Here is a 22,136-nt window from a genome sequence, read left to right on the forward strand (position 1 = left end):
ACGGGTGACCGATGAGCAATTTCACACAGGATGAAAAACAGCGCCTGCTGCGCGCCACCGAAGAGATCGCGCGGCTGGAGCGGCAGAAGCAACAGCGCCGGCTGCTCAAGCCGCTGGGCGTTCTGGCACTCCCCGTGGTACTGATCGGGCTGACGTTTCGCCTCATCCGGGGAGGTATCCGCTTGGTCAGCAACGCCCTGCGCAAGTAACGCAGCCCGACCATCCGCTATTCAGACACATGATGACAAGCACCACGATCCATTGGAATGCGCCAGAGGATACGGCCATGCTGGGCTGCCTGTCGGCCAAGGCCAGCCCAATGCCACCACTCGCACCGCCGCCACCGCCGGAAGCGTTGACAGGCCCGGGCGCTGACCTCGTGCATCCGTGCGACGCCTTCGCCCAGCGGGCCGGCTACGCGTCGTGGGCGCTCGCCCTTGCCGCGATGCGCGCCGGCGTGATTGTCACGGCGGAGGGAGCGCGCCCCAATGCGTCCTTCCTCGACATTGACCTGTTCATGAAACAGGTCCGCGCGGACCGGCTCGACATGCTGGTACAGGCGCAGGCCGGGGTCGGTCTCGTCGCCATTGGCTTGCGCGAGCATTTCCCGGCCAATGTGCTGAAGCCGGGCGAACGTGAAGATGCCCGCGACTATGCCCGCGACTATGCCCGTATTGGCCGGGCTACGGAGTAGCGCGACGATGTACACACACGCACAGGATGTCTTCTATTCCCCGCAGGCCAGCCGGCAGGTGAGCGCGACCCCGGAGGCTGCCGTGGGCGCGTATCTGGCCGCCCACTATCCCGGTGCCGGCGCCGCGACGCCGCTTGCGCGGCAGGACAGTGTGGGCTACGCCCATGCCGTGATGTTCACCGCCGCGAGCGGTGTGCCGCACGGGCTCTATCTGGAGCGCGAGGGCGACGCATGGTGGGTGGCGGCGACGTCCGAGCGGGTGCCACCGGAGCGTCTGGTACCCAATGAGACGGGTGCCGTGAGACTGGATGCCGAGCACGAGCGCAGGGCGCGCGACTTGGCTGCGGCGATTCGCTCTCTGGAAAAGGTTGGTTTTCATGTGGTGCGCGACCCGCATGCCCTCGGCATGGAGCCGGCCGCAGCGCAGCGCCAGTCCCGGGAAGCTGCCTGCCATCTGCTGGGCATCGCAGCCACGGCGGCGCATCTTGGCGCGCACGCGGTGCAGGCATTGGGCGAGGCCTTGCTTGACAACGGTGAGACGGGCCTGCGCCGGCTGCACCACGCATAGGAGGGAAGGATGGCGCGCAGCATCGGATGTGTGGAATATGCGGACGGCACGCGGCATTACTTCGTGCATTGCGACACGACGGGCGTCAGCTATCGCCGGCTGTTCGGGTCGGTGGCCCAAGCGCACGACACCTACCGTGCAGAAGGGATCGATGCGCTGCGGGTGGGGCCGTCGTCGGATCGGCACGTGGAAGTGGTGCGTTTCGGCTTGAGCGGCGGATGGTACTTCGACGCGGACCAGCCGATGGGTGCGTATGGACTCGCCACACGCACGGCGTTTCTGGATCCGCTGGAGAACCACTCGGATGGCCGGCGCCTGCAGCGCGCGGGCGGTGTCGTGCACATCGCACAGGCGGTGGACGGGGGCTTTCTCGGGGACTATGACGCGCCGCTGTGCGCGCCGGCCCGCCCGTATGACCCGGCGGCGGAAGTCCTCGCCTATGAAGCGGGGTTCACTCACGCGCTGACCCTCTGCCCGCAGTGCGTCACGTGCCTGATCGGGCATACTGTTGCGCCCATCGACGCCATCAGCTGAAAGAGACTGACCACAATGGATCACGCACCCGTCAACCATTCGCCCACCGAAGCCTTGCTGGAGTGGTACCTGTCCCTGCCACTGGATCACCGGCAGGACATCGCGGCTTTGGTGTCGCCGTGCCCCGGATTCGAGCTCAAGGACGACGATCTGGAACGCGATGTCGTCACCGAGCGTTTCGCCGGGCGTGTGCGCACCTACGCCGTCGGCGGGCATCGCGAGGCCGGTGCGCTCCTCGCGCTGCGGGCCTACATTCAGATGTTCATCATCGACAAACGTTCCACCCGGGAAGCGTGGCGGGAGCCGGCGGCGCGTCTGGAGATGCTTGCCGAGCAGGATCCCGAGACGTTCGGGCCCAAGGCGGCAGAAATCCGGTTTCGGGGCGAGCAGTGGATCGTGTCCTGCAGCAAGTGGGCGACGTTGATCGCAGGTCCGCTGTCGGACGCGGCCATTTGTGAGTTGACGGATCCGTCTCGATGGGTGGCGGCACGGGACGAATGAGATGCGGGGCCGTGGGCCTCGGTGTCTACCTGCTGAGTGATGGGGCGGTGCCGGACGTGCTCGCCGATGTCGGCTTGGCGCTGACTGGGCTGCAGCTGCAGTACACGCCCCGCGTTGAACGCAAGGACAAGAGACTTCATGATTGAACAGATCGCATACGCGGCGCTGCTGGGCGCGCCAGAGATTGCGCAGGGCGCCACGGCGCTTGCCGGCCAGATGGTGGAGGGCGTGGGGCGCCGTTTTGCCTCGGGCGTGTACGAGGAAATCAGCGAGAAGCTGGCACGCGACACGAGCTTTCTGGGCGCCGCCATGTCGCGCGCGATCGAAAGCAAGATGAGTGGCGCGGTCGGTGGCCTGCAGGCCTCGGCCGCCCGGGTGCTTGCGGGTGCCCTGCAGGGCGAGGGCGCGGCGCTGGCCTCGGCCGAGGAGCTGCGGCTCCTGCGCCAGATCGCGGCGCACGCCGCCGAGGGACGGGACCTTGCGCCGCTGCTGGCCGAGCTGCAGCAGTTCTATACCCGGCAGACAGTGCAGGTGCCGGCCACCGACGCGGCCGGCGCCGGTGGCGCGTAAAGGCATCCCGCCGGGCTGCAGGGCGTGGCGCTGCTGATCGCGCCGTGACGCGGCAGCACACGTGCGGGGCTGCTTGCCTGAACTGATGATTCCCGGAAAGGCCCGCCGTTACGAGGTGGTCTTTGTTTTCAGGAGTACTCCTACGATGCATCCGATTCTCATTGCCATGGACGCGGCCTATGACGAGCGCGCCAAGTCGGGCAAGCCGACCGGCGTCAAGGTCAGCCCGCAAGCTTGGGGCGAGCTGAAGGCAGCCGGCCGGCTGGTCATGGTCCCGGCACAGATCCGCTTCACGGCGGCCAACGCGCCGGCGGCGGGCCTGCCGGTGCTGCCGATCGAAGAGCAACTGCCGACGTTCCGTGGCGCCGTGGTGTGGGTCGCCCCCGAACTGGCCGACGCGGGCGAATTCGAGTTTTCTCCGGGCTGATGCGACAGGCCGGTACGCGGGCGTAACGCCTCATTGCCGTCATGGGTCACGAATTTACGTATACGCCCATGAACGGCGCTGCTGCCGGCCCATGTGGGCCGGGGTGGATGCGCCGGTTCTGAGGAGTCCATTGATGTCCTTTCCACCAAAAAATCCGCTGTCCCTCAAGAGTTTCCTGCCGTGGCGCTGGCGCCCGCCCGTGCCGGCCGCCGCCGGGGGTTCCCGTAACCCGGTACCGGTCGCATACACGGTCGAGGCGAGCAGTAGCCAGTTCCGCGTGTTCGCGTCGCGCGACGGTCGAGTGATCGGGACCTGCGTCGCCTCCGCCTCCTCGCACAAGGCGCTGAACGTCTGTTTCGTCAACGATGTCATCGTGCACGACGAGGCCCAGCGGGGGCAGGGTATCGGGACCGAGCTGGTGCGACGGGCACTGGAGTATTCCGGTTGCTCTGTCGTGATGCCGGTAAGGGTAGTTCGTGAAGCGGCCGTGTGGTGGGCCAAGCTGGCGGCCTCCGAAACGCTTCCTGTGCAGCTAGGCGTGACCTTCGAACAGGAACATATGCTGCGCTACGCGGTGGGCGACGGGCGTTCCGCGTCGCCGGTGGCCCCTGCCGCGCCGCTTGTGCCCGAGGCGACGGCCCGCACCAGCGCGCTGGCGGGGCGGCTCGGCCGCCTGCCGGAGCTTGTGGCCAAGGTGGCGCTCAACCACCTGCGGTCACCGACGTCGCCCAGTCCGACGGGAGATGTGCTGTACACCAATGGCGCTGGGGAGGTGGTCGGCGGGGTCAAGTTCGCCTTGTCGCCACTGGGCGACCGGGTCTACATCTCGGACATCCGGGTGGCCGAGGAGCACCGGCGCTGCGGCTATGCCACGGCCATGCTATGGCATCTGGCCCGGGACTACGGACGGCCGCTCACCCCTGTGCGGGTCGTGCATGCGGCCAACGACTTCTGGGATCATGCCCGGACTTTTGCTGCTGAGGGGCTACACGTGACAGAGACCGTGTGGGACCTCGACGAAGAGGCCAAGCGGTGGGCGCACCTGCGTCCGGAGGCCGACCGGCTCGACGCCCAAATCCATGCACGGCTGTACGAGGCGCACGAGCCGTGGGTGGTCGCAGTCGGACGGGGCCTCGATGCGCCGCCGCCGGCCGACCGTGTAGCGGCGGCGCGCGTAGCGGACTGCGGCAGCCTGTCACCGGGCTGACGGCATGGGCGGCTGGCCTCACCCCCACTGAAGTTGGGGTGAGGCCAAAAACCCCCCGAAAACGCCCGCCGATATAACCCTGCCTCGCTAGACCCTGCACGTTGACGCCGCGCATCGGGACCCATTGGTCCGGACGCGGCCGACGTTTCAAGGACTGCCATGAAGACAGACGCATTTCCCAGCTACCCCGCCAAGGCCACCGGCACGCCGCTTGTCGCGCCGCTGCGGTTTTTCCACATCACGTCGCCGGCCGCCGCGCTGGCCATCCTGCGCAGCCGCACCTTCCAAGGGACGGCCGCCGGCTGGGCCGGCGCCGGTGTCACGGGCTGGCTCGACAGCCAAGCCCGCACAGGCACCGATGCGGGTACTCCGGCCCAGTGCGGCGCCATTCTGCACTTCGTGTGGCATGGCGAAATCCTGCCGAACGCGTTCGGCGTGGGTGCCCCGAACGCCCTTTATGACGAGCGCCCCGGCCGGGTGTTCGTACCGGCCGGCACCCAGCGCAACCTGAAGCTGGATGCGGTCGAGCTGCAGGACGGACACAGCTGGACCGAAGGGCAGGCTCAGCCCGGCCGCCCGGTGGGGCTGGGCTGGCTGAAGGCCGGCGCATGGCGGGACTGGCTGCATCCGCAGGCCGCCATGGGCGACCGCGAGCGTGCACTGGTCGCAGACGTCGCGCGCCTTGTGGCGTGCCGCCCGTACATCGTCGTCGCCTCTTATCAGGTGGGGATTGAGCGGACATAGTCAGGGTCCCGCGCGCGCCGGGGTGAGGTGACATCACTGGCCACGGCCCGGGTATCCCGGGCCGTTCCTCCTGCCTGCCGGATGATGGATGAATGAATTGCGGATCGTCTGCCGAGCATAAAAACTCGCCGCTTGTTGACAGCACTCAATGAGTGCTTTAGGATGACACCATCCTTACTACCCGCCGGCGCATCGCGCCTCGCACTCAATCATGGTCCTACCGAGCTTCATGCCGCCGCGTCCCGCCGCGCCCACGCGGCCGTTCGTGGGTTTCCGGCCTCGCCGCACGGCCCAGCGTGCGGCCACACCCGCGCCCGCTCGGAACCCCGAAGCGCTGGCGCGCCTGCTGGCGCGCTTCCCGGATATCGGGGCCCGTTTCTGGGCCATGAGCGAAGACGAGTTTGGCGACTGGCTTAATGCGCTGCCGCTCGATGAATTTCTGGAATACGTGGGGCTGGGCGCGCAAGGGATTGCGCAGGCCCTGCAGCCCTACATGGGCAACGCGCCTGACACCGATGGCACGACTGTCCGGGACACCCCCGAGACGGGGGAGGGTGGTCAAGAAAGCCAGCCGGCGGCCGATACCAAGGGTCGAGCCCCGGGCAGGCGGCCGGCGCCGCGACGCGCCGTCGCCGGTGGTCGCAGCGCAGGCTGACGACAAGGGGAGACGACATGGACCGATGGATGGGCTATGGGGTGATCGTACTGGTCGCCGTGGTGATTCTCGCGCTCACCGAGCACCGCCGACGCCGCGCAGCCGAGGCGCGGTACCGGAACCGCTATCCGGCAGGCGCCCTGATCGACGACGTGGCCCGGGCTGGGAAGCTGGGCGAGGCCGGTGGCATGGAGGCGCTGGTGCAGCGCGTGGCGCTGGCCGACAACCCGGCCGCCGAGGTCGCCAAGCTGCGCGAAGAGCTGGGGGTGCCGGTTGCGCCCCATGGCAAGGTACAGAGTCCACAATTTTCCGACACGAGGAATCCAGTATGACGAAGTTGCTGCGCCCGATGGCGCTGGCCCTGACGATGACCCTGCTGGCGGGGGCTGCTGCGGCGGCGCCCGCTGGCGAGGCGGCACCGAAGCCGGACGCCGCCGCGCAGGCGGCGATCCGCTATGCGGGTGGGATGTTCCACACCAAGCAGGTCCACCTGCTCGGGCCGACCGAGTACGTGGAAGCGACCAGCGACCGGGGTGAGGTGGCCAAGGTGGCCACCGAGGTGAAGGACGAATTCCGCTGCCGCTTCGAGCTGGAGCGCGTCAGCGCGGAAAAAGCGGGGAAGGCTGCAAAGGCATCCAACGCGTGGCGCGTGCACTGGCTCGATTGCCGCAGCCTGAGCAGCCTGCGCAAGGCCGCCGCCGCATCGGACGCTGCAGCGGATGTCTCGGCGGCGCTCGACGCGCAGCGAAGCGCCACGATCGAGGCGAACGCGCGCGGCGTATTCATGTTGAACCATGCGCCGATTCGGGCCGTACGTACCGTGCCGGCTGCCCAGCCTTGATTCGCACGGATATCCCACGGAGACCCCTTTGGAACGAAGCATGGCAACCGTCTTCTTGCAGGACAATCCAGAAAGAGCGCTGACCCTGTTGCGGCGCCGCAAGCACGCGGCCGCCGTGTATGCAGCCGGGGTGCTGGTCTGCTTTACCGGGGCCGCCGCCGCGCTGGCCGGTGCACTGGCCGGTGAGGTCAACCCGCTGTGTAGCCTCTTCTTCGGTTTTATTGGCGCCGGCAGCGCGGCGATGATGTGCCTGAACCTCTGCGGCTGGCACGAGTGCGTCAGCCACGTGGCGGGCATGCGTCTGGCCGAGGTCTTGCGCGCGCAAGGACGTCCAACCGTAGAGACATCGCAATGAGTGCCCGACGACATCGCAACTTGGCCGCCATCAACGCCGGCGGGCTGGCGGCGTGCATGATGAGTGCCACCCCCGGAACCGTCGGGCCATACTGGCTCGGGCTCACCGGCTTGGTTCTCGGGGTGGCCTGCGCTGCCATGCTGGTCCTGAATCTGTGCCTGTGGCGCGAGGCGTTGGCGCGACAGCTCGCGCCCTTCCCGCAGCCGCCGGCCTCGGTGGATCCGGATGCGGCGCACAGCGTCATCTGGGCCTCCAACCGCGACGCCGCGCGGGACCCACACTTGAATATTGAGAGCAGATGATGCAACGAACGATACGGCTCATGGGCGGCAAGCTGGCACGGCTGGGAAGGGTGGGGCTGCTATTGAGCGCGCTGGGCAGCACCGGCGCCCATGCAGGGATACTCGACGCGCTGGGTGCGGCGGTGATGGACGTCGCCGGGCGCATGGGCCCGGTCACGGCCGTGGTGCCTCCGGGCCAACGCGTGCTGATCGATGGCGAACCCACGCCGGTGATGGGGCTGGATGCCTGCCCGCTTGAGTCGGAGCGCCCCGGAACGCAGCTGTGGTACGTGGGCGGTGCGCGACCGCGCGTGGGCTTCGGTTGCATCGTGATCGCGCCAGAGACGACGCGGACCAAGGTGCGCGTGGGCGCGGACCGGCTGGAGGTCTGGACGGTGCGTCGCGAGGGGGCGTCGACGCTCTTGCTCCGCCCGAACGGGGAGACGGTCGTGTCGGCGCCCGAGCGGCGCTAGGCGGGGAACAGCTGAGCCGCCGCCCGGCACGTCCAGCACGTGCAACCTGACAACACAAGGAATCGAACATGACAACGCTGCTGCGCCGCTTGGCGCTCGCCCTGACGATGATCCTCCTGAGCGGCGCTGCCGCTGCGGCGCAGCCCGCGTCGCCGTCGGATCCGGCCGCGCAGGGGACCAGCCACCTCGTGGCCGGCTACTTCGGATTCTGGCTCTATGCGGCGCTCGCGGTCCTGCTGGGCGGTGGCGTGCTGTGGGCGGTACGCCGGCGCCAGCCGCTGTGGGCCGTGGGCGCCGTGGCACTGGTGGCGCTCGTCTACGGGGCCTCGGGCCTGTACAACCGGTAGGGCCGGGGCAGGCCCCGCCCGGCCACCCCCAACAAAATTGACCTATGAACCCAAACCGCTTCAACAGCTTCCGTCTTGGCTGCTACACGCTGTGCGTGCCGATGCTGGGCGTGCTGCTTGTCCTTACGACCCCTGTGGCCGGCGGCGCGCGCGCGCTGTGGGGCGCGGTGGGCGTTGTGCTGGTGCTGCTCGCCGCCTACTGGCTGACCCCGATTGCGAAAGCGCGGCTCGCCCGCCGCACGCAAGGCTGGAGCCGGTTGGACGGGATAGCGGCGTTCGTGGTGGCCGCTTTGGGGGTGATGCTGTGCGTGCGCCTTGCCGCATCCTTCGCCTGATTGCGTTGGCGATCGTGGGATCGTCCTGACCACGCGATGCCCCCCGGAAAATCCGCCCGTTACGAGTTATCCATTTTTATCTGACAACATGGCTGCTTCCGAAGACGACATCAATCTCACCGTGACCGCGCAGGGACGCACCGCGTACTACGCGTCCGTCAAGGGCTGTGGGCAGCTGATCTGGGACCTGCGTTTCGGGCTCTACGGTGACGAGACGCCCGATCCGGATCACGTGCTCGACTTCGCACTGGCCTCGGAGCAGTGGGGGCATTGCCTGTCCAAGCTGGACGCGCCGCTGGCCGAACCCGTGTACGGAAGCACCACGATCGACTTCGACCGCAAAGTCATTGTCGAGGACAACGGCTACGGTCAGGCCGACCGGATGTATGCGCAATGGCTGCTCTTTTCGATCTATGGCGCCATCCAGAACCGGGCCGGCGAGCAGATTCCCGCCGAGTCGCTGCGCGCCCATCTGGATGCGGGGCGCATCAGCCTCGCCACCACTGCCGCGCGGCCGGGCCTTCCCACCTTGGCGGTGCCAGCGGACCTGATGGCGGCGGCCGGACTGGTCGAGGCCAATATGCACTACATGGCGCAGCTCGCCCTGCCGGCCGGCTGGTCGCTGACCGTGGCCGACAGCGGGTCCGACCAGTAGAGCGCGAGCCCGCACAGCGATGCCTCGCATTTTCAGCCATCAACGAACGCAATGACCATGTCACCCGAACTGACCAGCCGGATCCGCGATATCGCGATCCTCGGCATGATCTCCGGCGCCATCGCCGCCGCATGCATGCAGCTGTACAAGGCCGGCCAGCGCGACAACGCGCAGGCTGCCATGACGCCGCGCGGCGACGGCCTGTCGCTGCGCGAATTCACGTCGGGAACGGTGGCTCAGCAGCTGTCCGAGGCCTGCGGCACCGTGCGCACCTGCTGGGAGGATAAGGTCAGTGCGGCGGTGGCCGCGCAGGCGGGCAGCCGGTTCTCCCCCGAGCAACAGGCGGTGTTCCGTGCGGAGGTGCTCGGGCTGGGTGAGCTGCACCACGGGGTAAAGCCGGGGCCGTAGCATGGCATGGCGCGGCGAGGCAACTACACGACTGCGCCTGCGCGCGCCGTCAACATCGACCTGTCGATCACCTTCAAGCAGTGAAACACATGACCTACCACTTTCCCCGCGCGGCAAACAAGGCGCGCATGGCCGCATGCATGTTCGCCTGCGGGTTGTCCGTCTCGCTCGCGGCGCACGCCGCGCCCGCTGCAACGTCTTTACCGCCGAAAACGCCCACCCAGCCCGATCCGGCTGCGCACACCGTAGCCGTGGCCTTGGCGGCGGAGAACATGGCCGTGACTCTGGCGCTGCAAGCCAAGAACCGCTGCATGGGGCATGGCCGGGAGTTCTTGGACTCGTGCTCGGAAGTGTCGTTGGCGGCGTGGCTTGACGACGTGCGCAAGAGTTACGACGCTGGCCTGCTGGGTGCGGACAAGGAGGCCTTCTTCAAGCGTCTGGCCGAGCGCTCGGTCACCGTGCTCAACAAGATCAAGTGAGCACGACAAACCTGACGCCCCGGACACCGGGCAGCTAGGGAGATGAGATGCCGATGGAGCCGAAGTTGGATCGAAGGGATTCCGCACGCGCTCTGCGCTTTTCGCGCCGTCGCCCCAGTTGCGATGACATAACTGGCAACGTTCGCCGTTGCCCCAATGATGAGAGAACGATCCATGAAAATATCGTCGACGAAAAAATGGCTGGCTGGCGCGGGCCTGATGGCAGTGGCCGTCGGTGCGGCCTTCTGGCAGGACACCGCCGCCTATCGGACTGCGGCGAAGGCCGAGGATCTTGCGGCCTTTGACAACTTGCAGGGACCCTTGGCGGCGGACATGTCGCGCGCCCGCCAGTGTGGCGAGTTGCCCGATGCCAGTGCGCAAGGCGGCGAGGGCGCACGTGCCTGCTACATCGCGGCGATGCGGGCAACGCAGTCCGACGTGGGCGCCTATGCGCTGAGCACGTTCGCGGTGAGATGGCTCGAACAGCATCCTGACGATATGGCCGTAAGGGATGCGGCACTGGGAAGCGTGGCGGCAGGCCGTGCGTATCTGCTGCGCATCAAGCCGCAGTACGATGCGGCGGACCGCGTCGATGCGGGGCACGAGGCTTCGGTGGTGCGCACCACCTTGTATGGCCATGCGCTGCTACGAGATCGCTTCCACCAGACGGCCGACGATCTGGACCGGATGGAAATTGCATTGCGGCTGCCCGAGGTGACGCGCCAGCAGGCCGCATGGCGGCGCAGCGCAGTCCTGAGTGCCTACGTGCCGCAAGGCTGACCCCACGCCCACGATGGCCATGCTTCTGAAACTCGATATCGCCGCCATGAAGGCGCTGCGTCCGGCGTCCATTGGATTCTGCCTCTGCGTGCTGGCCCTGATGTTGTCCGACGGGTATCCGTCCGTGATGCAGCTGGCGCATGTCATGATGCGGGTAACGGGTGCCTTCATGCTGCTCTGTCTCGCGCTCGTTCTTGCGCCGGTGGCCGCTGGCCTACGTCGGAAGGGCCTGCGCGGGCCTTGGACGCTGATCGATCTGTGGTGTGTGATCTTCGTCTCCTTCCTGATACTGATCGCGGTGCTGGCGTATTTCGCGCCCTGACCACGAAACACCATTCATCTATGCATCGCATCACGTTGCAAGTCGCTCATCTGGCCGAGAAGGCGCTTCGGCCTGTCGCCTTGGCGTTTTTTTTCTCGGCAATGATGCTGGGGTGGTCGTATTTTTTCCCGGCGACCTTGCCGCTCGCAGGCTGGCTGGTACAGGTTTCGGGGTCATGCCTGCTCCTCTGCATAGCGCTTATCCTTGCGCCAGTGGCCCTCGCATTGCCGCGCAAAGGCCTGCGCCACTGGACGCGTATAGATGGATTCTGCCTGCTGTTCATCGCGATTGTCGTGGGATGGGCTGCGTGGGAAGGGCTAGTGGCGCGCCCGGCGCAGGCGGAGCTGGCTGCTGCGGCGCGCTGCGCGCCGGACGAGATGGAATCGGTTGCGCGGCAAGCCGTCGATCGCCAAGGGCCGCTAGACAAGCGATTCGTTCTGCCGCTACGTTTCAAGGCGGACGGGGCGCTGCGTTCTGACGTCGGCGGCACCGGCACGCGCCGTCCCCGCTGCGGCGTAATGGTGCAGGATGCACAAAAGCTGCTAGTGGGGTACGTCTACATCTCGGAGAGCGAGGCGACGGCGATTCTGCTGGATCCAGAATCGTCGAAGGAAATCGGGGTGCGACGCTAAAAGCGCCATGACAACGGAAAGCCGGTGATCGATGCCCGCGTTCGTCATGACGCCAACCTGTGAGACCTATCATGCAACTCTTTGGTATTCCCCTGAAAAAACCCGTCTCGAATCATCTGGCCCTAGCCGTGACGATGTCGCTGGCGTTCGTGCTGTTCTACACCGGTTTCGCCAAGCTGGTCGGGGTCGAGGTTTCCCGGGTGAGCGCTATCAACACGTTCTGTGGCTGCGTGTGGGTGATGGTCGCGCGACTGTGCGGCATGGATGCCATGGCGGGCGTCCGCCAGTTCGCTCTCGTCGTCGCCGGTTTGGTTGCGCTGACCGCCCTCGTGTATCTGGTGAATTTCTTCGGTTTCCTCTGATGGCGCGCATCGCGACGGACGACGCGGCGCAGGCCTCCATGGCGGCGATTGACGCGTGCATGTCGTTCCTCGGCCTGTCGATGGAGGCGCGGCACCCGGTCAGGGCGCCGGCCTATGTCCGCTTGCGAGAGGACGCCAACGGACCCAGCCGTGCCGAGGGCCCGCTGACGGCGTCGTTCTGGAAGCCGGCTGAACACGCCGCGCTCCTGTTCACGGACGAGACCATGTTTTCCTACGGACTGCCTTACGTGCAGTTTGACCCTGCGCACCACGCGATCAGCTTTGAGGCGGTAGAGGGAACGGGGCGGCTGACGGTGCGCAACATCCAGTCGCCACGCTATGATTTCGTGCTCGAAATTGCGCAACGCCTCCCCGGCGCCGATCCTCGATCCTGATACCCACACCGATGCCCTCAGAATTCGATTCCCCCAATGCGCTCACCGACTGCATGGACTTTGTCGACATGCCCACGGACCTGCCGCTCTTCGAGCGCTGGGCATGGCTGCGCGTGCAGACTGGCGGACAAGGCGCAGGGGACGTTCGTGTGACCTTTCGCAGGCGCGTCGGGCGATCGACGGTGCTGCATATCGCCACGATGCCCGGCTTCCGGATCCCGTTCACAGAGTTTGACCCGGCGTACCAGACGTTCGCATTCCGCGAGGTGGAGGGCGAAGGGGTGCTGACGGTCACGAACACGCGAGCCCCGGCCTACGCGTTCCTGCTCCGGTTCCGGAAAGGGTAGGCCCATGTCCAAGAAGCGCGCGCGTCGCCCTGAGTCCTACGAAAACGAAGCGCTGGTGCTCGAACTGGTGCCTGCCCTGCTCACGGGCCATGGGTTTTCTCACGTTCACATCGAGCGCCGAGGGCAGGTGAAACTGGTCTGGGCGACGCAGGCCGATGGCCAGCGCGTGAGCTTCTGGCTCAAGGTGGGCTGGACCGGGGCGCAGCACTTCTGCGCTGTGCAGTTCGGCCTCTTTGGTGGGGAGAAGGACGCGGACATCCCGGATGCGCGCTTTCTGGCGGTGGTCGACGAGCGCGTGGACCGCGTCAAGGCGCTGGGCGCCACCCATGCGCTTCTAGTGCACATGGACGAGGGGATCCTGCGCAACTGGGTGACGCTCACCATGGACGACGTAGCGGCGACCTATCACCAGCAGATGGCCGGGTGGCCCGTGCGCGCGCGCAAATCCAAGTCGCCCACCCTGTGGTTCGAGGACACTCGCGACAAGCCGGACGCCGATTGCATCACGGTCGTGACGGCGCGGGATCTGGAGCTCGCCAGTCTGGCCGCCGGGCAGCCCGTTACGGGCCAGCCCCCTGCGCCCCCAGCCGGGCAGGGGCCGGCCTCCAAGACCGTGACGGTGGAAGTGGAGCGGCGCCTGAAGCAAGCGGCATTCCGCCAGCGGCTGGGCAAGCAATACGGCTGGCGCTGCATGGTATCGGGCATGGCGGTGAAGGCCGCATTGGAAGCCGCGCACCTGCCGGGGCGTAACTGGCGTTTTCACAATGCCGTGACGGACGGCATGCTATTGCTCGCGGATCTGCATCGCCTGCTCGACGCGGGGCTGGCCGCCATCGAAGGCGATTGTTTCGTCATTGCCGAGGCGGCCCGCGTCGGGGAATATGCCGGCCTGCATGGCGCCCAGTTGCAGTGGGTAACGGAGACCACAACATGAACGACCAAGATTCATCGACGCGAGTCCGCGCGCAGCTGCATGCTGTCGCGACACAGTTCAATGCCGTGATTGCCGCCGGCAAGAAGCGGGCACTGCGCGGCGCCGCGACCGAGGCGCACACGGCGGTGGCCGGTGCGATCGCCGAACTGCGCGCGTCGACGCCGCTGGACGCGGGCTTGATCGAGGAAGCGGAGGCGCTGCTCACGGACATCCGTTGGGGCCGTACGACCAAGGCATTCGCATAACGCGGCCAGCCCATTATGGGCGTTGAGCGATTGACGGCGACGCGCGGGCTGCGCTACATTGCCCGCAACGGTCTCTCTCGATCGTGCCGCTGGTAATGGCAAAGGCAGTGCCACGAGACGCCTCACACTTCTTTCCGATCGACGCACACAACCCTGCGTAGCGCCCGACGGTGAACCAGCCACTGCAATCCGATTCGCGCTACGAAAGGTGTTGCCATGCGTATCCCATTGCGCCATGCCGATTTCGAGCATGGTGCGTTCACCAAAATTGCCAAGGCCCTGCGCAAAGTCTGGCCGCTGGAACCGCTCTCGCTGATGCAGGCCCAGCACACGCTTGCCGTGCTGTTTGGCTATCACAGCCTGCACGACGCACAGCGCGAGGCGAACACCGATTTACCCATTGCAGAGAACACGTTTAGCATGGCCACGTTCACGCGTGCCGTCGCGTGGCGCCTCTTTGTCGGCCACGGCATCCAGCTGCTGGCCGCCCGCGCGATGGTCACGCGGCTGCATCTGGAGACGCTGGCTGTCGCCACCTCTACGGTGGAGGCCTGCATGCAGCGCAGCGTCGAGGCGGCCACGGTGGCCGCACGGCAGCAGGGTCTGCTGGCCTTTGTCGATGAGGCCCACCACTACCTGAATGCGCGCGAGCCGTGGCCGGCGCACACGCCTGCATTTCTGGCGCAGGGTATGCCGCCGTTCAAGTGGGCGGTGTATCCGGATCGTCGCGTGTTTCTCTGGTCGAAGCTGGTCCCGCAGCTCGATCTGCTGCCGGACAGCTATGTCGACGATCTGCGGGAGGCCGGCAGGCTCGCGCCGGTGGGGCCGGGCCGCCTGTCGGATCCGGTAGCGGCTGCCACGGCCGCCACGGCGGTCATGGTCGCTGCACTCGTGCCCGCCGCGTGCATGCCGCTGGCCGACGCGCTGGAAAGCGGCGCGCTCGGGGAGTGGGATGGGGCGGGCCAATGGCAGGTGAAATGGGTGGTCGACGGGACCGGGCAGGCACTGGGCTGCTGCCTCGTGGCCGACAAGCTTGGTGCGATGGTGCCACGCGTGTTCGCCGCCGACGGCAAGGACGCCTATGCGGCGCTGGCGCGGCTCGTTTGCGGCGAGGTGGTGCCGGCAGAGCCCCTCACAACGGGGGCACAGCGGGAGCAGGGTGGTCGGGTCGTGACCGAACCGCTCTGGCTGCTCGGGCGGGCACAGCGCGAGCGCCTGCAGCAACGGCAGGCCCAGCGGGAGGTCAATGGTGCGATGGGGCACCTCGATGATGAGGCCGACCACGGCTCATGGCAGGAGGATCTGCGCTATGAGGGTGCTGGGTGGCCGGGCACGGTCGCACTGGTGCGCGCCGGTGACGCCTACCACGTGAGCGGGAATTTCCCCTTTCAGGAACGGGGCCAGCCCTGTCTGGCCACGGCGCTGTTCGATGGCGCGGTCCAGCGGCGGCTGCTGGAAGCGCCGATCTTCGAGACATTCCCGGACGCCCGCGCGCAGCTTGTCAACGGAGAGTTGCAGGACGGTATCCCGGCGGTGGGAAACCCGTGGCATGACGTCGTGGAAAGCCTCTTTCGCACCCGATCCGCCGAGGTCGAAGCGGTGATGGCAACGAAGGCGGGGGCTGACGCCTTGCTGGCGCTCGTGCGCGCCAGTGTCGACGCGGCCGTGCTGGACGCATGGGCGGCGGATACGGTCGAGACCGATTTGCCGCTGCGCCATCCCGACGACACGGCAGAGCGGGAATATCTGGTGAGCGATCGGGCCGAGGCCATAGGCGTCGCGGAGCAGCTGGGCCACGCGGTGCACGCGACGATGCCCGGGTTGCGAGGCAGCTCCCCATTGGCGCTGGGGTATGCGGTGCTCGTGGCCAATAGCGAATCGCTGGGCAGCCGCAATGACTGGTCGGTGCAGGCGCCGGGCGCCACGGACTGGGCCGGGCAAAGCCGGCTGCTGGCGACCCTGCTGGTGAGTGACAGTCTGGCGGTGCGCTCGTTGCAGGTGCGGGCGCTGGCGTGCGCGATCGCACCGGCGCTGGGCGTCGCGGAAGGGCCGGGGAGCCGGGCAGCGATCACCGTCGACTATGAAGGTGCGTGCGCGGTGGAGCGCGCGCTGGAGCGCGCCAAGCGCCAGCTGGATGCCGTGGCAGGTTGGCGGGCGGCCGAGGCGAAGACGCGGCGTGAGGCGCCGCAGGGACAGTTCCTGCGCGTGGGTAGCCGGATCCCCACCTCGGCGCCCAAGGCCCCCGGCGAGGCGCTGAGCGAGCTGGTGGCCCAGTCGCGCAGCAAGGGCTTCACCGTCACGCATGCCCGGCAGGACGTGTCGACCCTGTCTCCCTCCCCGGCACCATAGGCAGGGCAGGCGCCGGCCCTGCAGGGCGTCAAGTCATCAGGCCAGCTGGGCAGCAGGCCGGGCGTCGTGAAACGGCCCGGCTTGGCCCTGCGCCTCCAGAAACCAGAAGTCGCCGGCGCACACCCAGTCGAGCGCGTAGTGCCGCTGCAAGGTGATGGCCACCGGGCCGCCGCCAATCGGGGTGTCGTAGAGTTTCGGAAGTACCCGCGCGCCGTGCGAGATGTCGTAGGTCCAGCATTTGGCGCTCTTGTCCTGCGGCTTGACCAGCCGGGTGAGGTCCGTCATGACCAGCGCCACCCCTTCCTCCGCGTGGTCGTCCTCGACCACGTGCTCCAGCAGCGCCAGATCGTCGTAGACGTCGCGCATGAAAATGTCCGTGGCGCCCCGGTTCTTGCCGGATGCCGCCAGCGTCCGGTAGCACTTCATCTCGATCGCGATGCGGTGGCGTTGCGTGGGGCTCTGGCCGATGAACTGCACGTCGATCTCCCGGTTGCGGCCGCGCAGTCGGATGCCGCTTTCGACCACCACGTGGAATTGCTCCTGCACCCCGAACGTCATCATGGGCGTGAGCTGTTGGAGCAGGTAGGCGTACTGCAGCTGCATCGACGCCTCCTTGTGCACGGTCAGGATGCCGCCCCCGACCTTGAGGCCGAACAGGCGCCATGCCATGGCGACGGCCGCCCGCATGCGCTTGCCCAGATCTGGCGCGTCGATGCCCATGCCAATACCGATGCCAATACCGACGCCAACCCCGGTGTCGGTCCCGAATCCGTCCTGTATGGTCATGCTGCCTCTGCTGTCTCGCGCTGTCATGGGGGAGGGCCATGGTACCGCCTGCGCGGGCGGTGCGGCGCGATAGGCCCCCCACCACACGGGGGTACGACCTGAGCGGGGTTGTCTCTACGCTGGGCGCCGTTCCCTGCGATATCCCCAACATCCCCGAGACTCCCCCATTACCCCGATCCGGACAAGGACCCCATGGCGACACTGAAGGAATCGTTCGAGCGCTGCGACTCGACCTATCTGCTGGAGCGGCGGGCGCTCGGCGACGAGCTGTCCGAGGAGGCCCATGCGGCCATCGAAGCGGTGCTGCAGGCGCGCGGCGAGGCGGTGCCGCCCCGGCCGCAGCAGCCCGTGCGGGTGGCGACGTCAGACAGCCGGCGCCGCGCCGGGGTGGTGCGCATGGCCGCCAACCTTGTGCTGGTCATGGGTGCGCTGGTACTGGCCAAGATGCTGGCCCACATGTGGATTGGCTGGGTCATCAGTGCGGTCGTGGTGGGATATGCCGGGGTGCGGTGGATGCGTGACCGCCGGCGGCCGCCCGAGGCGCGCGAGGCGGCGCGGCAGGAACAGGTTGCCGAGCGCGACGGGCTCACCGAGCTCATGCGCTGCGCGGCCGACGGGGAGCTCGCCCGGGTGCAGGAGCTGCTGCGCTATGGCGCCCGGGTCAACGAGACCAGCCTGAACGGGGCGACGGCGCTGATGTATGCCGCGCGCAACAACCAGCTGGCGGTGGTGGAGGCGCTGCTTGGCGCCGGGGCCGACGTGAACGGGCGCAGCCACGCCAACGGTACGGCGCTGGCGCTTGCGGAGCGGTTCGGGCACGAGACGGTGGCGGCCACGCTGCGCCGGCATGGCGCGGTCGGGCCGGAGGCCAAGGCGAAGGGGTAAGCGGGCGCCTGCGCGCCGGCGTCCGGCGTAAGGGACTTGAACGCCGGCCCCATGGATTGCCGTACGCCAGTACCGCCAGTACCCGGAAAGGACGCCCGTTACGAGGTGCCAAGGCGTACCATGCGCGGATCAGCGGCCCCGCACGCCCGTCCCGCAGGGCGGCACCCCGGGGCCATCCACGAGGGGGAGCGTGTCATGGACTATGACTATCGCATCGAGCAGGCGGCGCCGGGCGCGTGGCGCATCGTGCCGGCCGGTGGCGCGGCCGATCCCGGGATCGGGACCGAAGGCTACGCCAGCTGCCGGGCAGCGTACAACGCGCTGAGTGCCCGCAATATCACCAAGGGCATGCGGGCCTTCTGGGACGTCGACGCGGCGGACCTGCCGCCCGACATCCGCCGGACCGTGGTGACGCTGCGCGACGCGGGCTTCGGCGCGGCCGGGGAGCACTGGCTGCACCCGGACACGCAGCGCGCGCTGCAGCTGACGCGCGCGGGGCTCGACGCCGTGGCGGCGTTCCCCTGTGCGGCGCTGGGTGCCGAGATCCTGACGGTGAGTGTGCCCACGGATCAGCCGCAGGTGCTGGTCATCTGGCACGATGTCGATTTCCTGCTGCCGGCGCGCGCCACCGGCGCGCCCCGATCCCCGGAATCCCCCGAATCCCGATCTGAACCATGACGCCTGTCACTGACGACTACTACCGCGAACTCGACGACAACCTCAAGGCGCTCAAGGCGGCGCTGTCAGGCCCCCTGCAGCTGGCGCCGCACGGCGCGGTGGGCGACGTCATGAAGCTCGTGGCCGGCGTCTCGGTCGTGCTGCGTCTGGCGGGCGAGACCCCCGATATCGCGCAGATCAACGCCGTGCTGTTTCGCCGGCTGGGCAATGGCCACACGTGGTTCGCCTGCCTGCAGTACCTGTCGGGCGCGCGCGCCCGCGAGACGTTCGCCAAGCGCGAGCCGCTGCTGCGCGAGCTGCTGGAGCCGGCCTTTGTGGAGGTGATGCGGCTCCTGCTGCCCGACATGCCCAAGATTGTCGCCGACATGATGAAGACCACGCCGGCCGGGCAGGCCGCGCAGGCGGTGCGCGACGCCCGGGCGCGCGCTGGCCACAACGCTTGAAATGACCGGTTAATTGGTCTAATATTCGGTCTCCAGCCGGCGCTGCGCTTTCGCGTGCCGGCTGCGACACAAAGCAGCACTTAGACGAATCTGTAGACGCAGGCCTAGACGAACGAGGTCCACAAGTATGGAAACCATACTGGCACGTGCCTCCATCGGTATCAGCGAGCTCAAGGTGAACCCCATGGCCACCATCGAGCACGCCGACGGACCGGTGGCGGTGCTCAATCGCAACAAGCCTGTCGCCTACCTGATTCCTGCATCTGACTGGGAAATGATCCACGAGCTCTTGGAAGACATCGAGCTCGCCCGGATCGTCAGGGAGCGCGAAGGCGCGCCTACTGTACCGGTCACCCTCGATGAGCTATAGCCTCGCATTTACCGACATCGCCCTCAAGGAGTGGCGCAAGCTGGACCACCCGCTGCGCGCGCAGTTCAAGAAGAAGCTGGCCGAACGTCTGGCGCATCCGCATGTCGCCGCCGCGCGCCTGCACGGCATGCCCGACTGCTACAAGATCAAGCTGCAGGCCGCTGGCTATCGCCTTGTCTATCGCGTTGACGACGGGCGTCTCATCGTGCTTGTCGTGGCGGTGGGCAAGCGCGATGCCGGCCGCGTCTACGCCACCGCGCTGGATCGGCTGTGAACGGGGCGGCCGAATCCGGCGGACTTGCTTGCGGCGGACTTGCGGCGTTCCGAGAAATGTGTTGACCGCACTCAATGAGTGCTATAGCATGGGGCATGCTGACGGAACGCGCATGCCGCGCGCCACCACCAGACAAACACACTGTTTCATGTCCGATCATGACTGCTACGCCCTTGCTGGTCGACCTGTTGCCTGATGCTCATGTCATCGTGGTGCCCCGGCGCCCGTTGCTGAACGCGTTCCCGGACGGATACCGCGAGAGCGACCGCGACTACGTCGAGAACAATCTGGAGGCGGCCGTGGCGCTGCTCGACGCGGCGCAGGCCGCGCCGCAGCGGCTGGCCGTGAAGCCCGCCGCGCTGGCGCCGGGCTTCTACTGGTACCTGCGCAAGGGTGCGGCCGCGACCGTCGTGGAAAAACGCGACGGCGAGGCCTTCGTGCGCATGACCAACGGCATCCAGCAGGCCGGGCTTGCCGACGGCGAGGCCTTTGTCGGGCCGTTGCATCCGCCGGTACCGGCGTCCGTGCCGGCGGCGCTGGCGTGAGCGCGACAGCGCTCCCGACTGAACATCGATAGGACATCCCATGCTGCAACTTCCCGTACAGCTTGTCGAACAGACGACGTCGAGCGCGCTCCAGTATGTGCGCGAGCGGGTCGTGGCCCGGGGCGATCGGATGCGCACCGACGATCTTGGTATCGAGTCGGCGTCGCTCGATGACGTGGCGCTCGCCGAGGTGCGAGACCTCGCCAAGGCCGGGAACTACGCGCGGCTCCTGCGTGCCGCCGAGGCGGTGCTGGCCACGCGGCAAGGCAGCGTGAACCTGCCGGTGCCCAGCCACGAGGCCTTCTGCGAGATGCTGCTGGCGTTCCTGCGCCACGAGATGACAGACGGCTGGGTCTACGTGGAAGGGCAGGATGGCCGCCTCTACCCTGAGCTCGTCGTCAACGTGACGTTCGACCCCGGTCACGCGCAGCGCGGCCCGGACAAGCCGAGCGTCGTACTGCGGACCTGCTATCGCGGCGTGGGCTACAACCGCAATGGCAACCTCGTGAGCGGCGTGCACGAGCGCAGCGTCAGCTTTGCACCTGCCGATGTCACGCGCAAGCGTGTCGCGCAGGTGCTGGAAAACCACGGCATCTATCGCGAGACGGCCGCGCTGCGCGCCGCACATGCGGAAACGATCGAACGGCATCATGCCGGTACCCGCGATGCGTTTGCCAAGCAGTTCCGTCTCACGGGTCGGGCGAAGTACTTCGAAGAGGACAACCACAAGCGTCGGGCGACCGAGTTCGATCGCCGCCGGGTGATCCACGATCAGGATGAGCGGGATTTCCGCGACCTGCGGGCGCATATGGACAGCGTCCTCTTCAAGGACAAGAGCGAGCCGACCGGCGCGATTCCTGAGCATCCCGTGGTGCGTGTCTTCGATCTGGAGACGCATGAGCTGTTGTGGGCCCATACGGACGCCTTGGCGCTGCACGAGTACGACAAGAGTCTGCGCGACAAGCTGATCCTGCCGGAGTCTCACCGTGATCTGCTCGATATCCTGACCAACGACGTCGAGGCCTTCACCACCGATCTGGTGGAAGGCAAGAGCGCGGGCAATGCGATCCTGTGCAAGGGCAACCCGGGCGTCGGCAAGACCCTGACGGCAGAGGTGTATGCGGAGCTGATCGAGCGCCCGCTCTACAAGATTCACGCCGGCAATCTGGGGGTGACCGCCAGCGAGATCGAAAAGAACCTGCGCGAGTGCTTCCTGCGCGCCAAACGCTGGTCGGCCACGTTGCTGCTCGACGAAGCGGACGTGTTCGTGAGTCCGCGCGGTGACGACGTGCAGCAGAATGCCATCGTGGCCGTGTTCCTGCGCACGCTGGAGTACTTCGACGGCCTGTTCTTCATGACGACCAATCGCCAAGCGATCGACGATGCGATCGAATCGCGGATGGCGGCCATCATCGTGTACGAGACGCCCGGGCCGGCGCTGCTGCACCAGATCTGGCAGGTCATGGGGCAACAGTTCGACGCGCCACTGGATTCCGCACTGGTCGAGAAACTGGTGGTCCACTACCCGCATCTGTCGCCGCGCGACGTGAAGAATCTGTTCCGGCTCGCGCTGCGGGTGGCGCGCTCCAAGCAAGTGCAGTTAGACTTCGATCACTTCCGACGCATCGCGATGTTCCGGGGTGCGGCGGCAAAGGCCAACGTGGGCCAGCCTTTGCCCGTACAAGCATAAGAAAAAAACATTTATTTTAGCTAAA

General features: G+C 67.2%; 37 protein-coding genes. 36 read left to right on the top strand and 1 reads right to left on the bottom strand.

Annotated features, from left to right (window positions below; translation table 11 throughout):
- The first annotated feature begins 11 nt into the window (after nucleotides 1–11).
- From ACOABP_RS32315 to ACOABP_RS32455, 29 genes are all read left to right on the top strand, one after another.
- Entirely contained in the window at nucleotides 12–209 is a 198-nt protein-coding gene (locus tag ACOABP_RS32315) for a hypothetical protein (protein ID WP_474231558.1), read from the top strand.
- Between the two features lie 77 nt (nucleotides 210–286).
- Nucleotides 287–694, top strand: coding sequence for a hypothetical protein (locus ACOABP_RS32320; RefSeq protein ID WP_474231559.1), 408 nt, complete (start codon nucleotides 287–289; stop codon nucleotides 692–694).
- 7 nt (nucleotides 695–701) lie between these two features.
- Nucleotides 702–1,262, top strand: coding sequence for a hypothetical protein (locus tag ACOABP_RS32325; RefSeq protein WP_474231560.1), 561 nt, complete (start codon nucleotides 702–704; stop codon nucleotides 1,260–1,262).
- A gap of 9 nt (nucleotides 1,263–1,271) precedes the next feature.
- Nucleotides 1,272–1,796 (top strand): hypothetical protein, encoded by a 525-nt coding sequence (locus ACOABP_RS32330; protein WP_474231562.1) that lies wholly within the window; start codon nucleotides 1,272–1,274, stop codon nucleotides 1,794–1,796.
- Between the two features lie 15 nt (nucleotides 1,797–1,811).
- Nucleotides 1,812–2,297 carry a hypothetical protein gene (locus ACOABP_RS32335; RefSeq protein WP_474231564.1) on the top strand — a complete coding sequence of 162 codons (486 nt, stop codon included), beginning with the start codon at nucleotides 1,812–1,814 and terminating at the stop codon, nucleotides 2,295–2,297.
- 138 nt (nucleotides 2,298–2,435) lie between these two features.
- The gene (locus tag ACOABP_RS32340) at nucleotides 2,436–2,867 is read left to right on the top strand and encodes a hypothetical protein (RefSeq protein ID WP_474231565.1); all 432 of its coding nucleotides are present in this window, start codon (nucleotides 2,436–2,438) and stop codon (nucleotides 2,865–2,867) included.
- Nucleotides 2,868–3,012: 145 nt separating this feature from the next.
- On the top strand, nucleotides 3,013–3,294 hold the full coding sequence (locus tag ACOABP_RS32345; RefSeq protein WP_474231567.1) for a hypothetical protein: 282 nt from the start codon (nucleotides 3,013–3,015) through the stop codon (nucleotides 3,292–3,294).
- A 133-nt stretch (nucleotides 3,295–3,427) separates the two neighbouring features.
- On the top strand, nucleotides 3,428–4,501 hold the full coding sequence (locus tag ACOABP_RS32350; protein ID WP_474231568.1) for a GNAT family N-acetyltransferase: 1,074 nt from the start codon (nucleotides 3,428–3,430) through the stop codon (nucleotides 4,499–4,501).
- A 159-nt stretch (nucleotides 4,502–4,660) separates the two neighbouring features.
- Entirely contained in the window at nucleotides 4,661–5,245 is a 585-nt protein-coding gene (locus tag ACOABP_RS32355) for a hypothetical protein (RefSeq protein ID WP_474231570.1), read from the top strand.
- A gap of 211 nt (nucleotides 5,246–5,456) precedes the next feature.
- The gene (locus ACOABP_RS32360) at nucleotides 5,457–5,900 is read left to right on the top strand and encodes a hypothetical protein (protein ID WP_474231571.1); all 444 of its coding nucleotides are present in this window, start codon (nucleotides 5,457–5,459) and stop codon (nucleotides 5,898–5,900) included.
- A gap of 17 nt (nucleotides 5,901–5,917) precedes the next feature.
- On the top strand, nucleotides 5,918–6,232 hold the full coding sequence (locus tag ACOABP_RS32365) for a hypothetical protein (RefSeq protein ID WP_474231572.1): 315 nt from the start codon (nucleotides 5,918–5,920) through the stop codon (nucleotides 6,230–6,232).
- Nucleotides 6,229–6,741 carry a hypothetical protein gene (locus ACOABP_RS32370; RefSeq protein WP_474231573.1) on the top strand — a complete coding sequence of 171 codons (513 nt, stop codon included), beginning with the start codon at nucleotides 6,229–6,231 and terminating at the stop codon, nucleotides 6,739–6,741. The genes ACOABP_RS32365 and ACOABP_RS32370 overlap by 4 nt, the downstream gene beginning before the upstream one ends.
- 40 nt (nucleotides 6,742–6,781) lie before the next feature.
- The gene (locus ACOABP_RS32375) at nucleotides 6,782–7,096 is read left to right on the top strand and encodes a hypothetical protein (protein ID WP_474231574.1); all 315 of its coding nucleotides are present in this window, start codon (nucleotides 6,782–6,784) and stop codon (nucleotides 7,094–7,096) included.
- Between the two features lie 20 nt (nucleotides 7,097–7,116).
- On the top strand, nucleotides 7,117–7,398 hold the full coding sequence (locus ACOABP_RS32380; protein ID WP_474231576.1) for a hypothetical protein: 282 nt from the start codon (nucleotides 7,117–7,119) through the stop codon (nucleotides 7,396–7,398).
- On the top strand, nucleotides 7,395–7,850 hold the full coding sequence (locus ACOABP_RS32385) for a hypothetical protein (RefSeq protein WP_474231578.1): 456 nt from the start codon (nucleotides 7,395–7,397) through the stop codon (nucleotides 7,848–7,850). Before ACOABP_RS32380 ends, ACOABP_RS32385 begins: the two co-directional genes overlap by 4 nt.
- Nucleotides 7,851–7,918: 68 nt before the next feature.
- Nucleotides 7,919–8,197: a hypothetical protein gene (locus ACOABP_RS32390; RefSeq protein WP_474231580.1), complete on the top strand. Its 279-nt coding sequence runs from the start codon at nucleotides 7,919–7,921 to the stop codon at nucleotides 8,195–8,197.
- Between the two features lie 44 nt (nucleotides 8,198–8,241).
- The gene (locus tag ACOABP_RS32395; protein WP_474231582.1) at nucleotides 8,242–8,532 is read left to right on the top strand and encodes a hypothetical protein; all 291 of its coding nucleotides are present in this window, start codon (nucleotides 8,242–8,244) and stop codon (nucleotides 8,530–8,532) included.
- Nucleotides 8,533–8,620: 88 nt separating this feature from the next.
- Nucleotides 8,621–9,187, top strand: coding sequence for a hypothetical protein (locus ACOABP_RS32400; protein WP_474231583.1), 567 nt, complete (start codon nucleotides 8,621–8,623; stop codon nucleotides 9,185–9,187).
- Between the two features lie 57 nt (nucleotides 9,188–9,244).
- Complete coding sequence (locus tag ACOABP_RS32405) at nucleotides 9,245–9,595, top strand: hypothetical protein (RefSeq protein ID WP_474231584.1); 351 nt, start codon at nucleotides 9,245–9,247, stop codon at nucleotides 9,593–9,595.
- A gap of 89 nt (nucleotides 9,596–9,684) precedes the next feature.
- The gene (locus ACOABP_RS32410) at nucleotides 9,685–10,074 is read left to right on the top strand and encodes a hypothetical protein (RefSeq protein ID WP_474231585.1); all 390 of its coding nucleotides are present in this window, start codon (nucleotides 9,685–9,687) and stop codon (nucleotides 10,072–10,074) included.
- A gap of 174 nt (nucleotides 10,075–10,248) precedes the next feature.
- Nucleotides 10,249–10,854: a hypothetical protein gene (locus ACOABP_RS32415; RefSeq protein WP_474231587.1), complete on the top strand. Its 606-nt coding sequence runs from the start codon at nucleotides 10,249–10,251 to the stop codon at nucleotides 10,852–10,854.
- Between the two features lie 19 nt (nucleotides 10,855–10,873).
- Entirely contained in the window at nucleotides 10,874–11,176 is a 303-nt protein-coding gene (locus ACOABP_RS32420) for a hypothetical protein (RefSeq protein WP_474231589.1), read from the top strand.
- A 20-nt stretch (nucleotides 11,177–11,196) separates the two neighbouring features.
- Complete coding sequence (locus tag ACOABP_RS32425; RefSeq protein ID WP_474231590.1) at nucleotides 11,197–11,808, top strand: hypothetical protein; 612 nt, start codon at nucleotides 11,197–11,199, stop codon at nucleotides 11,806–11,808.
- A 71-nt stretch (nucleotides 11,809–11,879) separates the two neighbouring features.
- Nucleotides 11,880–12,170 (top strand): hypothetical protein, encoded by a 291-nt coding sequence (locus ACOABP_RS32430; protein WP_474231591.1) that lies wholly within the window; start codon nucleotides 11,880–11,882, stop codon nucleotides 12,168–12,170.
- Complete coding sequence (locus ACOABP_RS32435; protein ID WP_474231593.1) at nucleotides 12,170–12,565, top strand: hypothetical protein; 396 nt, start codon at nucleotides 12,170–12,172, stop codon at nucleotides 12,563–12,565. The genes ACOABP_RS32430 and ACOABP_RS32435 overlap by 1 nt, the downstream gene beginning before the upstream one ends.
- Before the next feature lie 11 nt (nucleotides 12,566–12,576).
- Nucleotides 12,577–12,912: a hypothetical protein gene (locus tag ACOABP_RS32440; protein ID WP_474231595.1), complete on the top strand. Its 336-nt coding sequence runs from the start codon at nucleotides 12,577–12,579 to the stop codon at nucleotides 12,910–12,912.
- 4 nt (nucleotides 12,913–12,916) lie between these two features.
- Entirely contained in the window at nucleotides 12,917–13,846 is a 930-nt protein-coding gene (locus tag ACOABP_RS32445) for an HNH endonuclease (protein WP_474231597.1), read from the top strand.
- Nucleotides 13,843–14,091, top strand: coding sequence for a hypothetical protein (locus ACOABP_RS32450; RefSeq protein WP_474231598.1), 249 nt, complete (start codon nucleotides 13,843–13,845; stop codon nucleotides 14,089–14,091). Before ACOABP_RS32445 ends, ACOABP_RS32450 begins: the two co-directional genes overlap by 4 nt.
- 216 nt (nucleotides 14,092–14,307) lie before the next feature.
- Nucleotides 14,308–16,440 carry a hypothetical protein gene (locus ACOABP_RS32455; RefSeq protein WP_474231600.1) on the top strand — a complete coding sequence of 711 codons (2,133 nt, stop codon included), beginning with the start codon at nucleotides 14,308–14,310 and terminating at the stop codon, nucleotides 16,438–16,440.
- Nucleotides 16,441–16,476: 36 nt separating this feature from the next.
- Here the strand turns inward: ACOABP_RS32455 and ACOABP_RS32460 are convergent, their stop codons facing one another.
- Entirely contained in the window at nucleotides 16,477–17,226 is a 750-nt protein-coding gene (locus ACOABP_RS32460; protein WP_474231602.1) for a hypothetical protein, read from the bottom strand.
- A gap of 192 nt (nucleotides 17,227–17,418) precedes the next feature.
- On the opposite strand from ACOABP_RS32460, the gene ACOABP_RS32465 reads away from it, so the two are divergent.
- The 7 genes from ACOABP_RS32465 (at nucleotide 17,419) to ACOABP_RS32495 (ending at nucleotide 22,111) form a co-directional block, all read left to right on the top strand.
- Entirely contained in the window at nucleotides 17,419–18,111 is a 693-nt protein-coding gene (locus ACOABP_RS32465; protein WP_474231603.1) for an ankyrin repeat domain-containing protein, read from the top strand.
- Between the two features lie 195 nt (nucleotides 18,112–18,306).
- Complete coding sequence (locus tag ACOABP_RS32470; protein WP_474231605.1) at nucleotides 18,307–18,789, top strand: hypothetical protein; 483 nt, start codon at nucleotides 18,307–18,309, stop codon at nucleotides 18,787–18,789.
- Complete coding sequence (locus ACOABP_RS32475; protein ID WP_474231607.1) at nucleotides 18,786–19,232, top strand: hypothetical protein; 447 nt, start codon at nucleotides 18,786–18,788, stop codon at nucleotides 19,230–19,232. The genes ACOABP_RS32470 and ACOABP_RS32475 overlap by 4 nt, the downstream gene beginning before the upstream one ends.
- A 127-nt stretch (nucleotides 19,233–19,359) precedes the next feature.
- On the top strand, nucleotides 19,360–19,602 hold the full coding sequence (locus tag ACOABP_RS32480) for a type II toxin-antitoxin system Phd/YefM family antitoxin (RefSeq protein ID WP_474231609.1): 243 nt from the start codon (nucleotides 19,360–19,362) through the stop codon (nucleotides 19,600–19,602).
- A complete protein-coding gene (locus tag ACOABP_RS32485; protein ID WP_474231610.1) occupies nucleotides 19,592–19,876 on the top strand; it encodes a type II toxin-antitoxin system RelE family toxin in 285 nt (94 codons plus the stop codon). The genes ACOABP_RS32480 and ACOABP_RS32485 overlap by 11 nt, the downstream gene beginning before the upstream one ends.
- A 158-nt stretch (nucleotides 19,877–20,034) precedes the next feature.
- A complete protein-coding gene (locus tag ACOABP_RS32490; RefSeq protein WP_474231611.1) occupies nucleotides 20,035–20,421 on the top strand; it encodes a hypothetical protein in 387 nt (128 codons plus the stop codon).
- Nucleotides 20,422–20,461: 40 nt separating this feature from the next.
- Complete coding sequence (locus ACOABP_RS32495) at nucleotides 20,462–22,111, top strand: AAA family ATPase (RefSeq protein ID WP_474231612.1); 1,650 nt, start codon at nucleotides 20,462–20,464, stop codon at nucleotides 22,109–22,111.
- Nucleotides 22,112–22,136 lie beyond the last annotated feature (25 nt).

The organism is Cupriavidus sp. HE11 (genome assembly GCF_056097175.1).

Coding starts and splice junctions, on each gene's coding strand:
- ACOABP_RS32330 (WP_474231562.1), top strand. CDS start 1,272: ATGGCGCGCAGCATCGGATGTGTGGAATATGCGGACGGCACGCGGCAT.
- ACOABP_RS32335 (WP_474231564.1), top strand. CDS start 1,812: ATGGATCACGCACCCGTCAACCATTCGCCCACCGAAGCCTTGCTGGAG.
- ACOABP_RS32395 (WP_474231582.1), top strand. CDS start 8,242: ATGAACCCAAACCGCTTCAACAGCTTCCGTCTTGGCTGCTACACGCTG.
- ACOABP_RS32465 (WP_474231603.1), top strand. CDS start 17,419: ATGGCGACACTGAAGGAATCGTTCGAGCGCTGCGACTCGACCTATCTG.
- ACOABP_RS32430 (WP_474231591.1), top strand. CDS start 11,880: ATGCAACTCTTTGGTATTCCCCTGAAAAAACCCGTCTCGAATCATCTG.
- ACOABP_RS32370 (WP_474231573.1), top strand. CDS start 6,229: ATGACGAAGTTGCTGCGCCCGATGGCGCTGGCCCTGACGATGACCCTG.
- ACOABP_RS32325 (WP_474231560.1), top strand. CDS start 702: ATGTACACACACGCACAGGATGTCTTCTATTCCCCGCAGGCCAGCCGG.
- ACOABP_RS32425 (WP_474231590.1), top strand. CDS start 11,197: ATGCATCGCATCACGTTGCAAGTCGCTCATCTGGCCGAGAAGGCGCTT.
- ACOABP_RS32350 (WP_474231568.1), top strand. CDS start 3,428: ATGTCCTTTCCACCAAAAAATCCGCTGTCCCTCAAGAGTTTCCTGCCG.
- ACOABP_RS32490 (WP_474231611.1), top strand. CDS start 20,035: ATGACTGCTACGCCCTTGCTGGTCGACCTGTTGCCTGATGCTCATGTC.
- ACOABP_RS32375 (WP_474231574.1), top strand. CDS start 6,782: ATGGCAACCGTCTTCTTGCAGGACAATCCAGAAAGAGCGCTGACCCTG.
- ACOABP_RS32440 (WP_474231595.1), top strand. CDS start 12,577: ATGCCCTCAGAATTCGATTCCCCCAATGCGCTCACCGACTGCATGGAC.
- ACOABP_RS32360 (WP_474231571.1), top strand. CDS start 5,457: ATGGTCCTACCGAGCTTCATGCCGCCGCGTCCCGCCGCGCCCACGCGG.
- ACOABP_RS32420 (WP_474231589.1), top strand. CDS start 10,874: ATGCTTCTGAAACTCGATATCGCCGCCATGAAGGCGCTGCGTCCGGCG.
- ACOABP_RS32355 (WP_474231570.1), top strand. CDS start 4,661: ATGAAGACAGACGCATTTCCCAGCTACCCCGCCAAGGCCACCGGCACG.
- ACOABP_RS32475 (WP_474231607.1), top strand. CDS start 18,786: ATGACGCCTGTCACTGACGACTACTACCGCGAACTCGACGACAACCTC.
- ACOABP_RS32495 (WP_474231612.1), top strand. CDS start 20,462: ATGCTGCAACTTCCCGTACAGCTTGTCGAACAGACGACGTCGAGCGCG.
- ACOABP_RS32320 (WP_474231559.1), top strand. CDS start 287: ATGCTGGGCTGCCTGTCGGCCAAGGCCAGCCCAATGCCACCACTCGCA.
- ACOABP_RS32390 (WP_474231580.1), top strand. CDS start 7,919: ATGACAACGCTGCTGCGCCGCTTGGCGCTCGCCCTGACGATGATCCTC.
- ACOABP_RS32445 (WP_474231597.1), top strand. CDS start 12,917: ATGTCCAAGAAGCGCGCGCGTCGCCCTGAGTCCTACGAAAACGAAGCG.
- ACOABP_RS32410 (WP_474231585.1), top strand. CDS start 9,685: ATGACCTACCACTTTCCCCGCGCGGCAAACAAGGCGCGCATGGCCGCA.
- ACOABP_RS32455 (WP_474231600.1), top strand. CDS start 14,308: ATGCGTATCCCATTGCGCCATGCCGATTTCGAGCATGGTGCGTTCACC.
- ACOABP_RS32385 (WP_474231578.1), top strand. CDS start 7,395: ATGATGCAACGAACGATACGGCTCATGGGCGGCAAGCTGGCACGGCTG.
- ACOABP_RS32480 (WP_474231609.1), top strand. CDS start 19,360: ATGGAAACCATACTGGCACGTGCCTCCATCGGTATCAGCGAGCTCAAG.
- ACOABP_RS32340 (WP_474231565.1), top strand. CDS start 2,436: ATGATTGAACAGATCGCATACGCGGCGCTGCTGGGCGCGCCAGAGATT.
- ACOABP_RS32435 (WP_474231593.1), top strand. CDS start 12,170: ATGGCGCGCATCGCGACGGACGACGCGGCGCAGGCCTCCATGGCGGCG.
- ACOABP_RS32415 (WP_474231587.1), top strand. CDS start 10,249: ATGAAAATATCGTCGACGAAAAAATGGCTGGCTGGCGCGGGCCTGATG.
- ACOABP_RS32485 (WP_474231610.1), top strand. CDS start 19,592: ATGAGCTATAGCCTCGCATTTACCGACATCGCCCTCAAGGAGTGGCGC.
- ACOABP_RS32315 (WP_474231558.1), top strand. CDS start 12: ATGAGCAATTTCACACAGGATGAAAAACAGCGCCTGCTGCGCGCCACC.
- ACOABP_RS32345 (WP_474231567.1), top strand. CDS start 3,013: ATGCATCCGATTCTCATTGCCATGGACGCGGCCTATGACGAGCGCGCC.
- ACOABP_RS32470 (WP_474231605.1), top strand. CDS start 18,307: ATGGACTATGACTATCGCATCGAGCAGGCGGCGCCGGGCGCGTGGCGC.
- ACOABP_RS32405 (WP_474231584.1), top strand. CDS start 9,245: ATGTCACCCGAACTGACCAGCCGGATCCGCGATATCGCGATCCTCGGC.
- ACOABP_RS32460 (WP_474231602.1), bottom strand. CDS start 17,226: ATGACCATACAGGACGGATTCGGGACCGACACCGGGGTTGGCGTCGGT.
- ACOABP_RS32450 (WP_474231598.1), top strand. CDS start 13,843: ATGAACGACCAAGATTCATCGACGCGAGTCCGCGCGCAGCTGCATGCT.
- ACOABP_RS32400 (WP_474231583.1), top strand. CDS start 8,621: ATGGCTGCTTCCGAAGACGACATCAATCTCACCGTGACCGCGCAGGGA.
- ACOABP_RS32365 (WP_474231572.1), top strand. CDS start 5,918: ATGGACCGATGGATGGGCTATGGGGTGATCGTACTGGTCGCCGTGGTG.